Raw genomic sequence first — 12,240 nt, 5'->3', positions numbered from 1 at the left:
CATCTATGTCAATTCCTAATAATTCTCAAAATATGCTGCAAAGATACTGACTTTACTTCATTTTGTGGTAATTTTGCACACAGATTTATATGTATTTAGTTAATATGATGACAGTAGATACAACAAATATGTGCTCGCACTTGCAGCGGAAGCTGTTCGAGGAGGATGGTATCTATCATCCGTTGTGGCTGGCTATACAGGATGATGCTGAGGTTTCGGCAGTAGTCCGTTCGCGTCAGCTTCATATCTACCGTAATGGTAAGAAGGTGTTGGTGCTGGCGGGTAAAGCGGCTCCCAAAGTCATCAGAGAGGATGCGATTTGTAAGCTTTTACAAATTGAGCGCATCAAGTGGATGGAGCAACGCTTCAATAGAGTCTTGGTTGCTATTAAGGATGGGGCTGCTGTTTCGTTGAAGGCTGTCAAAGAAGATGTTGTCGAACTCAGCAAATACTATGGCAGCGAGTTGTGGAAACAGGACTTTGCTGCCGATGAAGCAGGGATTCTTCCCTCCGACCTTAAACGCGGAGTACTGTCAGAAGATGGTATTTGGAATCTTTTTTCCGATTATCGTGAAATTCAAAAGAAAATACAATGAAGGAACGATCTGTCAGATGACAGCGCGGCCGAATGGAGAAAGGGTTAAGCTCTACTCTAAAGATGTTGGCCTGGAGCCACGACCTCAGGATGAGAGTGCTGCTTGCAGCATCGATGGGAGATGGTATCGTTAAAATATGTAAATAGGACAGAATATGAGTGTGATTCGTCGCGAAAAACGCTTAAAAACATGGTTAAAATGTTTAAAATCGCATAGAAAGTGTTTAAAATTCGCGATTTAACGCATTTTGAACATAAAATAACTGAAAATAAACATCCATTCCAAATATTCGATTTATATTTGCAGCAGAAAAAGATTTTAATGGTTAAGGTTTATGGTTGATTAATTTAGTTTTTTAAGTAATTTTGGGGAAAAGGTTCGTTGTGAAACGAGCCTTTTTTCTTTTATTCAAGTTTTAAACAAAATGAATTTACCTATATGAATTTTGTATATGTGGAAATTAATTCGTAACTTTGCAATCTAAATATATATAATGTATGGAAGATTCTATTTTGAACCGATATTTGGATGAGATAGGACGTGAGGAGTTGCTGAGCAATGAGGAAGAGTGCCAGTTGGCCGAGCGTATTGCTAAGGGTGACGAACGTGCGCTGTCTAAGTTGATAGAGGCAAACCTGAAGTTTGTGGTATCTGTGGCTCGCCAGTACAAGGGGCAGGGCGTCGATATGGAAGATCTGGTGAGCGAAGGCAATCTGGGGCTTATGAAAGCGGCTGCCAAGTTTGATGCCAGCAAGGGTGTGCGCTTTGTCAACTTTGCTGTGGTTTACATCCGTCAGGCCATCGAGAAAGCTATCGATCAGCAGGGCGGTTTGTATCAGATTCCTAAAGATGTGAAGCAGGAGATGGTTCGCCAGCAGGCTCAGCCATTATCGGTAGATGCGCCATTAGGTCATCGCAGCAATATGAGTTTGCTCTCTGTGTTGGTGAATAAAGATGCCCCCTTGGCTGACGAGCGTGTGCATAGCGAAGCTATCGAGGATGCTATCGAGTTTGCTTTGGGTACTCTTGACAAGCGCGATCGTCAGGTTATCAATTCTTTCTTTGGTATCAATCAGGAGCATGAGACGATGGCTGAGATAGCCGAGGATTTGGGACTGAAGCGCGAACGCGTGCGCCAGATTCGCGACAAGGCAGTTCGTAAGTTGCGTAAAGCCTATCGCAACAAGCTTAAGGCACTATGATTTCGCATACCTCTCCGAATGTTTTAAAAAAGTTAAATTTTGCGCAATATTTGGAAGTCATCTTGAAAATGTGTATATTTGCAGTAATATTACGAGATGACTTTTAAATGTTGTAATCGTGAAACAAGAAACTATAATCGTTACTAAGCGCCAAAGGTGGTATATATTGATTGCTTCGTCGCTGATCGTTTTATTGATTGGCGGCACATCTTATTGGGCTTTCTACCTGGCCATGCGTGCCGAGACCAATGTTCGCTATGCAGGCTTGCAGAGTGCGGTATCTACTCAGCTCACCAAGACTATACATGGTATGGAGATGAGTGCTACCAATGTATTTTATGAGATTGAGAAACACATGGATTCGCCAGAGTCGGTGGTGCAGGCTCTAGAGAGCGAGGCGGTGCTTAATCCCGATGTGCGTGGTTATTTTGCAGCATTTGAGCCTAACTTCTTCCCACAGAAGGGTAGGTGGTATGAGCCTTATGTGCATCACACCGACAGTTCTAGTTTTCAGATGTCTCAGGTGGGTTCCGCTCGTCACGATTACACCCAGTCGGCTTGGTATATACGTGCCAAGGATATCAAGATGAGTTTCTGGTCAGATCCTTATTACTATTATGATGGTACCGCCATTAGTGGTCATTATTGCACTTATGTCAAGCCGGTGTTTACCGAAGATGGCAGTTTGGCCTGTGTTTGTGGTGCCGACATCACTTTTGAGTGGCTCACTAAGGCATTACAGCGCATTGATAATTGGTGCGGCAATAATGAGAATATCAATAAATATCACCTGATGCGCGATTTCCAGTTCTTCTCGGTGGTGTTCGATCGCGAAGGTTCATGCATTGTTCATCCTGATGGCAAGCAGTTTTCTATCACCGACCCTGACGTTCTGCAGAATCTTCAGCTGCAGCGAGCCGGTATGATAGAGATGGATGTGGCTGGTGTGCCTTCATTTGTATATTATGGCCCGATTGATGGCATCGACTGGACGGTGGCCGTTGTGGCGCCCAAGTCGGATGTGATGAAGCCGTTCAGTTATGTAGGATGGTTTATCGTCGGCATCGCTCTGCTGGGTATTGTTGTGTTGTGGTTGATAAGTAAACCTGTGGAATATGCGCAGAAGGGATAAGATAAATTTTCTGATAGTAGGTCAGACGCTACTGTTGTTGGCAGTTGCTCTGGGCATCCTGTTCTACTTTTCGCATCGTGCGCTGAAGCAAGAGGCGGTGGGTGATGCCGAGAATATGCTTGAGAGTACGGTTCTGAATATTGATAATATACTGTTGAGTGTAGAGCAGAGTGCTGGTAATGTGTATTACGACTTGCTGGAACATCTCGACGATCCCGACCGTATGTTCACCTATTGTCGCGAGTTGGTATTGAGTAATCCTAACATTGTGGGCTGTGCCATTGCCTTCAAGCCGGGTTATTATCCTGGCAAGGATTTATTTATGGCCTATGTGCATCGCAGAGGTTTTGATACGGATGTGACGAGCGATTTGGTAACAACCGACATGTTTACCAATCGTCCTTATACCGAACAGATCTGGTATCGCGCTCCAATGGATGATGACTATGTGGGCTGGACCGACCCATTGAAGGGTGATGATACAGAGAACGAGCCGTTGGTAAACTTCTGTATGCCGCTTCCCGATAAGTCGGGTCAGCGGGTAGGCGTGCTGGCTGTGGATGTTTCCATCAGTCAGTTGTCAAAGATTGTGTTGGCTGTCAAGCCGTCAGAGCGCGGCTATTGTGTTTTGATGTCGAAGAGTGGTTCGCTTATTGTTCATCCTGATGTTGATAAACTTCAGTCAGACAATATCTTACGCAGATTGATTGGAGATGTGGATCCTCGGGTAAAGGATGCCATCGAGTCCATGATGGCAGGCGAGACTGGCATGAAAGAATATCAGATGAATGGTGAAACCTGGACTATTTTCTATAAGCCATTCCAGCGTACCGAGTTGAAAGAGCGTTCCAACGGTCAACTTGATTGGAGCGTAGGTATTGTTTGTCCTGAGGCTGATATTCATGGCGCACACAACAAATTGCTGCTTGTAGTGCTTTGCATCACGTTTGTGGGGTTGATTCTGTTTGTTTTGCTTTGTCGCTGGTTTATCCGGCGCGAACTCAAACCGCTGCGCTTGCTCTCGGACTCGGCACAACGTGTGGCTGATGGGCAAATCAATGAGAACGTGCCCCAGACGCATTGGAATGATGAGATTGCCAATCTGCAGAATCAGTTCCGTGTGATGCTTAGCAGACAGAAAGAGCGTGAAGCGGCGCTTGCCGACGAGGCTGCTCAACTGCATCAAGATGCCGACCAGTTGCGCGCAGCCTATGGTAAGGTGCAGGAGAATGACAGAATGAAGACGTCGTTTCTCAACTATATCACCAATCAAATGGCATTGCCTGCTGAGAGTATCGATCAGAGTGTAACAACCCTATGTAATAATTATCGCTCCTTGAGCAAGGATGAGATTTGCAAACAAGTGGAGGTCATCGAGCACAAGAGCGAGACGCTGGTAGAGTTGCTGAACCACATGGCTCACTTTACCAAGTCGGAAACAGGAAAGGAGGCCGACGATGAGTAAGATGCATTACAGTTTGTCGCGACGCCTTAGTATTGGCGTCATGCTGCTGGCAGTCCCCATTTTTGTGTTGGCGCTTGGTCTGCTTTATCTTCAGTCGCGCTATATTATACATGCCGAGGCGATGGAGAATGCAGCCAGTCTGCTCAACACCACCGTGCAGCGTGTGGGCAGCTATATGAAAACGGTTGAAACGGCTGCCGATGTGAATGCCTGGATGCTGGAGGAAAACTTCGAACCTGCTAATATCGAGGCTGTTTCTGATCGTATTGTGAGGTTGAATACCCACGTGGTTAGCTGTTCTGTTTATGCGATGCCCAACATGTTTCCTCAGTATGGTGAGAAATTCTCTGTTTTTACTCAGAATACTGGCGACTCTATACAAACCTATCGTGAGTATGATTACGACTACATGACGCGACTGAGCTTTACGAAGCCTGCAGAAACGGGTAAAGCCAGTTGGGTTGACCCATATATAGAGTATGCCGATGGCAAGGTGAATTATCATCAGGCCATAGCTACATACTGCAGACCGTTGCGTCAGGATAATGGTCGTATGATAGGTGTAGTAACTGTCGATCTCTCGTTCAGCAAACTGGCTGAACTCATGAATGAGGCTGAAAACCCCTACGATCAGTCTTATTATATGCTGCTCGATGGCAATGGGCGCTATCTGGTGCATCCGGATACCACACGCCTGTTTCGCAAAACGATATTTACCGATGCCGATCCCAGTTCCAACTCCGATCTGATTTCGTTGGGCTATGAGATGACTGGTGGCAAGATGGGCTCGCTGCATGTGCACGCAGGCGGTCGCGTTAATCATGTTTGCTATCAGCCCGTGCCTGGCACCAACTGGAGTCTGGCATTTGTATGTCCCACTAGTCAGATTATGTGGGGATTCCGTATGTCCGGCTATGTCATTTTTGCCATCATTATTGTGGGGCTGTTTGTTATTCTGTGGCTTATTAATCGTGCCGTCAAGCAAACCATCAGCCCGCTCAATCAGTTGCAGTCTATCACCACTCGTATGGCTGAAGGCCATTATGATGAGTCGATTTCTGGGACTAATGGCAATGGTCCGATATCTCACTTGCTGAGCAGTTTTGCCAATATGCAACTCTCGCTCAACCGCAGGATGCAGGCCTTGCAGCAGCAGGTTGACGAGTCGCATAGCCAAACAGAAGCCTTGCAGCAGGATGTAGATCAGGCTCAGGAGAATGTGCGCACCAAGAATCTGTTTATGCAGAAGGTGGCCCAGCATATGCGTTCGCCGCTTAATGTGATTTCTGGTTTTGCTAATATGCTGCGCGATAGTGCCGACAGTAAGGATATGATTAGCGACGACGAACTGCAGAATATTGCCAGTATGATGAAGAGCAATGCCGTGAACCTGAATGGTATGGTGCTGATGCTGTTTGATGCTTCTGAGACGGATGCTTCTGAGGCATTGAAGTGCAAGAAGAATGATGAGGTATCGGTTAATGCGCTGGCCCATGAGTGCATACAGCACACACGTACACACTTTGTTAACACCGACATAGAGTTTACCACAACGGTATCCGACACCCTTTGCATCCTTACTAACCACATCTATCTGATGCGCACGCTGCGCGAACTGCTGTATAATGCAGCCAAATATTCAGATGGTCAGCATATCAAGCTGATGGTTACTGAGACTGAATCAGCTGTGCGTTATACGGTTGAGGATGTGGGTTCGGGCATACCTGAAGAACAGGAGAATCTATTGTTTGAGCCGTTTATGCATACAGGCGATCTGGCTGAAGGTCTTGGTTTAGGATTGCCGTTGGCCAAGCGACATGCCAAGAGTTTGGGTGGCGATTTGATATTCGACGACAGTTATCAGCAAGGCTGTCGCGTCACGCTCGAATTGCCTAAGTGAATAAAAAAAACTCCCGATTTCATTCAAATCGGGAGCTTTTTTATCTAACTTCATTTTTATTTAATCAAATCTACGCTTCGCTTCAGGAATTTGTCGAGCGCCTCGCCCTTCAGCATGCCGTTCTGCAGCAGAGCCAGGTCTATCAGCTGGTGAACCACCGAGTTGCCCTTGGCATAGTCGGCAATTACAGCCTGCTTCTTGTCCTTCTGCTCCTGCACAGCCTTCTCAGCTTCGGCCTTCTGGTCCTTATCCTCCTGTGTCAGCTCGTCGTACTTCTTCTTGTCCTGAGCAGCACGGATGGCAGCCAGTCGGGCTTCCTGTCCCTTCAGCTCGGCCACGATAGGCTTCAGAGCCTCTTCGGTAGCAGCGCTGCTCTCGTCGAGCACCTTCTTCACCAGTGGGTGGTCAGCGTTCAGCACCAGGTTGAATGAGTCGGGCATCTGTCCATAGAAGCTCATGCCAGGCTGGAATCGGCTCATCTCCTTCATACGGCGCATATACTCGTTCTGAGTGATTACTACTGGACGAGCCTCGGCTCCCAGAGCATCCACCTGTACCATGAATTCAGTATGATCAAGCTTTGGCAGCTGAGTGCGGAATACGGCTGACAAATTGTCACTCTGGTCCTCACTCAGGTTGTTCTTTGGTGCATTGTCCTTCACAATCAGACGGTCGATGATGTCGCTATCCACACGTGTGAAGCGACTCTTCTCAAACTTCTGCTCCAGTGTCTGGATGGTGGGCACGTCCAGTTGTCCGTCCAGCAGCAGCACGCTGTAGCCCTTATCCTGTGCGCCCTTGATATATGAGTACTGCTCGTCCTTGTCGGTAGCGTAGAGATATACCAACTGGTCGTCCTTATCCTTCTGGTTGGCCTCAATCAGCGTCTTATACTCATCAAAGGTGAAGTGCTTACCCTCAGTATCCTTGAACAGGGCAAACTCCTTGGCGCGATCGTAGAAACCGTCCTCTGAGAGGATTCCGTAGTTGATGAAGAGCTTCAGGTCGTCCCATTTCTCCTCATACTCCTTGCGGTTCTCGTTGAAGATAGCCTTCAGGCGGTCGGCCACTTTCTTAGTGATATAGGTAGAAATCTTCTTCACCTCGCGGTCGCTCTGCAGATATGAGCGTGATACGTTCAGAGGGATGTCTGGCGAATCGATTACACCATGCAGCAGGGTGAGGAACTCAGGCACGATGCCCTCTACCTGGTCGGTCACGAATACCTGGTTGCAGTAAAGCTGAATCTTATTCTTCTGCAGCTCGATGTTCGACTTGATTTTTGGGAAGTAGAGAATACCCGTGAGGTTGAATGGGTAGTCCACGTTCAGGTGAATCCAGAACAGAGGCTCATCGCTCATGGGGTAGAGTGTGCGGTAGAAGCTCTTGTAGTCCTCGTCCTTCAGTGTGCTTGGTGTCTTGGTCCACAGGGGCTCCACGCTGTTGATGATGTTATCCTCATCGGTGTCCACCTGCTTGCCGTCCTTCCACTCAGTCTTCTTACCGAAGGCCACGGGCACAGCCATAAACTTGCAGTACTTGTTGAGCAGACCTTCGAGTTTAAACTTGTCGAGGAACTCCTTGCAGTCGTCATCCACGTAGAGGATGATGTCAGAACCGTGCTGCTCGCGCTCTGCGTCGTCTATCTCGTAGGCAGGGCTGCCATCGCAGCTCCACTTCACGGCCTTTGAGCCTTCTTTCCAGCTCTTGGTGATAATCTCCACCTTCTTGGCCACCATGAAGCTTGAGTAGAAACCCAGTCCGAAGTGTCCGATGATGTTGTTGGCATTATCCTTGTATTTCTCAAGGAAGTCGGTAACGCCTGAGAAAGCAATCTGGTTGATATACTTATCTATTTCTTCCTCTGTCATGCCGATACCGTGATCGCTGATGGTGATGGTACCCTTGTCGGTATCCAGGTTCACACGTACTGTCAGGTCGCCCAGCTCCTGCTTGTATTCGCCCTGAGCAGCCAGAGTCTTCAACTTCTGTGTAGCGTCAACGGCGTTCGACACCATTTCGCGGAGGAATATCTCGTGATCTGAATAGAGAAACTTTTTGATGACGGGGAAAATATTCTCGGTTGTAACCCCGATGTTACCTTTCTGCATAATTGTATGATTAATATTTATTGTCCTTTTGTTCTTATTATCATCACTTCCTTATGCAAATAGCGTGCCAAGTGTTTTCAAGCGTGCCTAAAAACAAAAAAGCCCCTTAGGTTTTTCCTAAGGGGCTTGGGGTTTATAGGGTAGGGGGTTGAATTACTTCTCGCCCTTCTCCATCTTAGCCTTCAACTCTGCCAGAGCGTCGATATCACCGAGAGTTGTGCTAGCGGCGATGTTCTCGATCTTTGGAGTATCGTTCTTGCGACTGCTCTTCTTAGCAGCGGCCTTCTTCTCCTCGCGAGCGGGATCCTCGAAGGTGCGGCTGTGAGAGAGGATGATGCGCTTGCTGTCCTTGTTGAACTCGATAACCTTGAACTGGAGAGTCTCACCAGCCTGAGCCTGTGAGCCATCCTCCTTAACGAGGTGCTTAGGAGTAGCGAAGCCCTCTACGTTCTCCTCGAGAGCTACAACGGCGCCCTTCTCGAGCATCTCGCTGATCTTACCCTCGTGGATAGTACCTACAGCGTACTTACCCTCGAATACATCCCAAGGATTGTCCTCGAGCTGCTTGTGACCGAGGCTGAGACGACGGTTCTCCTTATCGATATCCAGAACTACAACCTCAATCTGCTCACCTACCTGTGTGAACTCTGAAGGATGCTTAACCTTCTTGGTCCAGCTCAGGTCGCTGATGTGAATCAGACCGTCAACACCCTCCTCGAGCTCAACAAATACACCGAAGTTGGTGAAGTTGCGAACCTTTGCAGTGTGCTTGCTGCCAACAGGATACTTGGTCTCGATAGCCTCCCATGGATCCTCGCGGAGCTGCTTGATACCGAGAGACATCTTGCGCTCGTCGCGGTCCAGAGTCAGGATAACAGCCTCTACATCGTCGCCTACCTTCAGGAACTCCTGAGCTGAGCGCAGGTGCTGGCTCCATGACATCTCTGAAACGTGGATCAGACCCTCTACACCAGGCTGGATCTCAACGAATGCACCGTAGTCGGCAATAACAACTACCTTACCCTTAACGTGGTCGCCCACCTTGAGGTCAGCATCCAGAGCATCCCAAGGATGTGGAGTGAGCTGCTTCAGACCGAGAGCGATACGACGCTTCTCATCGTCGAAGTCGAGGATAACAACGTTGATCTTCTGGTCGAGCTCAACTACCTTGTGAGGATCATCTACGCGGCCCCAAGAGAGGTCTGTGATGTGGATGAGTCCGTCAACACCACCGAGGTCAACGAATACACCGTAAGAAGTGATGTTCTTAACGGTACCCTCAAGGATCTGACCCTTTTCGAGCTTACCGATAATCTCCTTCTTCTGTGCCTCGAGCTCAGCCTCGATGAGAGCCTTGTGAGATACAACTACATTGCGGAACTCCTGGTTGATCTTAACAACCTTGAACTCCATAGTCTTGCCTACGAACTGGTCGTAGTCGCGTATTGGGTGAACGTCAATCTGTGATCCGGGGAGGAATGCCTCGATACCGAATACGTCAACGATCATACCGCCCTTAGTGCGGCACTTGATGTAACCCTGGATGATGGCATCAGCCTCGAGAGCCTCGTTAACCTTCTCCCATGACTGGCTCAGACGGGCCTTCTTGTGAGAGAGGATCAGCTGACCTTTCTTGTCCTCAGCGCTCTCTACATAAACCTCAACCTTGTCACCAATCTTCAGCTCAGGGTTGTAGCGGAACTCAGAAGCGGGGATGATACCGTCGCTCTTGTAGCCGATGTTGACAACTACTTCCTTCTTGTCAATAGAGATTACTGTGCCCTCTACTACCTGATGGTCGGCAACCTTGTTCAGGGTTTCGTCGTAAGCCTTGTCGAGCTCTTCCTTGCTGATGTTAGCAACTGTTCCGTTCTCGAACTCGTCCCAATTGAAATCGTCGAGTGGCTTAACGTTCTTTGTTAATTCTGACATAATAAATTAAATTTGTGCCCCTCGTTTGTGTGTCGGGGCGGGGATCTGGACAGACGTTTACCAGACCATTTTTAAAGGGTTAATATTCATAGGGGCTAGCGCCTGTTCTTGACCCCTATTCCCCCTACGGGGGAGAAAATCGGGTGCAAAGGTACTAAATTTAGTTAAGAGTTAAGTGTTTAGACTTAAGAGTTGGTTATTATTTATGAATTATTAACAAAAAGAAGAGCCAACTCTCACGAGTTAGCCCCTCCCATTCCAGTTTTAACCTTTTATACTTTACTTTTACTAACTATACAAGTTAATGGCGATTATGTATCTGAAATTTAAACAAATTCCACATGATTTCGTCGAGCTTACACGATGCCCTGATTTCATCAATGGCATTGTGAACCTTGACTTCGTCGAGCTTACACGATGCCCTGAGCCATCATGGCGCTAGCCACCTTCATGAAGCCGGCTACGTTAGCACCCTTCACGTAGTTGATGTAACCGTCAGGCTGTGTACCATACTTCACGCAGTTCTCATGAATATCGTTCATGATGCGCTTCAGATAGTCGTCAACCTCCTTAGCAGTCCAGCTCAGACGCTCAGAGTTCTGGCTCATCTCCAATCCTGATACTGATACACCACCAGCGTTAGAAGCCTTACCAGGAGCATACAGCAGCTTGTTGTCCTGGAAGATCTTGATGGCCTCGGGGAGTGAAGGCATGTTAGCACCCTCAGCTACAGCGATAACACCATTATCTACGAGGGCCTGAGCCTGCTCACCGTTGATCTCGTTCTGTGTAGCGCAAGGCAGAGCGATGTCGGCCTTCTCGTGCCAAGGACGCTCACCAGCGTGATATACTGCGTTAGGATACTCCTCAGCGTACTCCTTGATACGTCCGCGCTCAACGTTCTTCAGCTCCTTAACATAAGCCAGCTTGTCGAAGTCGATTCCGTCTGGATCGTAGATGTAACCGTCAGAGTCAGAGAGTGTCATGGGGATAGCACCCAGCTGCAGGCACTTCTCAGCAGCATACTGAGCCACGTTACCTGAACCAGAAATCAGCACCTTCTTGCCCTTCAGCTCGATGCCGCGTGTAGCCAGCATTGAGGTCAGGAAGTAAACGGTACCATAACCAGTAGCCTCAGGACGGATGAGTGAACCGCCGAATGAGAGACCCTTACCGGTGAGTACACCCTGGAACTGGTGTGTGAGCTTCTTGTACTGTCCGAACAGATAGCCAACCTCGCGGCCACCTACACCGATGTCACCAGCAGGTACATCCTCATCAGGACCGATTACGCGATAAAGCTCGTTCATGAATGCCTGGCAGAAACGCATAACCTCAGCGTCGCTCTTGCCACGTGGAGAGAAGTCTGAACCTCCCTTAGCACCACCCATAGGCAGGGTTGTGAGTGAGTTCTTGAAAGTCTGCTCGAAAGCCAGGAACTTCAGAATACCCAGGTTCACGCTCTTGTGATAACGCAGACCGCCTTTGTAAGGACCAATGGCATTGTTATGCTGGATGCGATAACCCATGTTGGTCTGAACCTTACCCTGGTCGTCAACCCATGTGATACGGAACTCGCATACACGATCGGGGATACACAGACGCTCGATGAGGTTTGCCTTCTCGAACTCGGGGTGCTTGTTGTACTCTTCCTCGATGGTGGGGAGTACCTGACTTACTGCCTGAATGTACTCAGGCTCATTGGGAAATCTCTGCTTCAGATCTTCTACAACTTTTGCTGCATTCATAATTCTAATTCTTTTTGTTGTTTGTTTGTGATTTGATTACTTATTTCTGTTTGCAAAATTACACCAAATTCAGCGAAATAACAAACTTTTTATCACTTTTTTATTGAAAATGCTGTCATTTTGAAAGATTATTGATATATGTCAAGGCAAAAAG

Annotated in this window: 8 protein-coding genes and 1 pseudogene; 6 read left to right on the top strand and 3 right to left on the bottom strand. The window is 47.8% G+C overall.

Translation table 11 applies throughout. The annotated features are described in order from the left end of the window. Positions 1-107: 107 nt before the first annotated feature. The 6 genes and pseudogenes from T360_RS16600 to T360_RS0113545 all read left to right on the top strand — a co-directional run. Positions 108-332: pseudogene (locus T360_RS16600) on the top strand (hypothetical protein); the annotation flags it as partial. Positions 333-353: 21 nt separating this feature from the next. Further along, on the top strand, positions 354-596 hold the full coding sequence (locus tag T360_RS16595; RefSeq protein ID WP_231488224.1) for a DUF4298 domain-containing protein: 243 nt from the start codon (positions 354-356) through the stop codon (positions 594-596). 497 nt (positions 597-1,093) lie between these two features. Beyond that, entirely contained in the window at positions 1,094-1,798 is a 705-nt protein-coding gene (locus T360_RS0113560) for an RNA polymerase sigma factor RpoD/SigA (protein WP_028913264.1), read from the top strand. Positions 1,799-1,916: 118 nt separating this feature from the next. Then, complete coding sequence (locus T360_RS0113555; RefSeq protein ID WP_155949589.1) at positions 1,917-2,930, top strand: hypothetical protein; 1,014 nt, start codon at positions 1,917-1,919, stop codon at positions 2,928-2,930. After that, the gene (locus tag T360_RS0113550) at positions 2,914-4,395 is read left to right on the top strand and encodes a cache domain-containing protein (RefSeq protein ID WP_036929597.1); all 1,482 of its coding nucleotides are present in this window, start codon (positions 2,914-2,916) and stop codon (positions 4,393-4,395) included. The genes T360_RS0113555 and T360_RS0113550 overlap by 17 nt, the downstream gene beginning before the upstream one ends. Continuing rightward, positions 4,388-6,295: a sensor histidine kinase gene (locus tag T360_RS0113545; protein ID WP_081772815.1), complete on the top strand. Its 1,908-nt coding sequence runs from the start codon at positions 4,388-4,390 to the stop codon at positions 6,293-6,295. The genes T360_RS0113550 and T360_RS0113545 overlap by 8 nt, the downstream gene beginning before the upstream one ends. Before the next feature lie 56 nt (positions 6,296-6,351). Here the strand turns inward: T360_RS0113545 and htpG are convergent, their stop codons facing one another. The 3 genes from htpG to T360_RS0113530 all read right to left on the bottom strand — a co-directional run bounded on the left by htpG (position 6,352) and on the right by T360_RS0113530 (position 12,086). Next, the gene (gene htpG, locus T360_RS0113540) at positions 6,352-8,406 is read right to left on the bottom strand and encodes a molecular chaperone HtpG (protein ID WP_028913260.1); all 2,055 of its coding nucleotides are present in this window, start codon (positions 8,404-8,406) and stop codon (positions 6,352-6,354) included. A gap of 153 nt (positions 8,407-8,559) precedes the next feature. Beyond that, on the bottom strand, positions 8,560-10,338 hold the full coding sequence (gene rpsA, locus T360_RS0113535; RefSeq protein WP_028913259.1) for a 30S ribosomal protein S1: 1,779 nt from the start codon (positions 10,336-10,338) through the stop codon (positions 8,560-8,562). A 410-nt stretch (positions 10,339-10,748) separates the two neighbouring features. Then, a complete protein-coding gene (locus T360_RS0113530) occupies positions 10,749-12,086 on the bottom strand; it encodes an NADP-specific glutamate dehydrogenase (RefSeq protein WP_028913258.1) in 1,338 nt (445 codons plus the stop codon). Positions 12,087-12,240: the final 154 nt, after the last annotated feature.

The sequence above is a fragment of the Prevotella sp. MA2016 genome, assembly GCF_000619825.1.
Classification (GTDB): domain Bacteria; phylum Bacteroidota; class Bacteroidia; order Bacteroidales; family Bacteroidaceae; genus Prevotella.
This window is presented reverse-complemented; position numbering and strand designations above follow the sequence as displayed.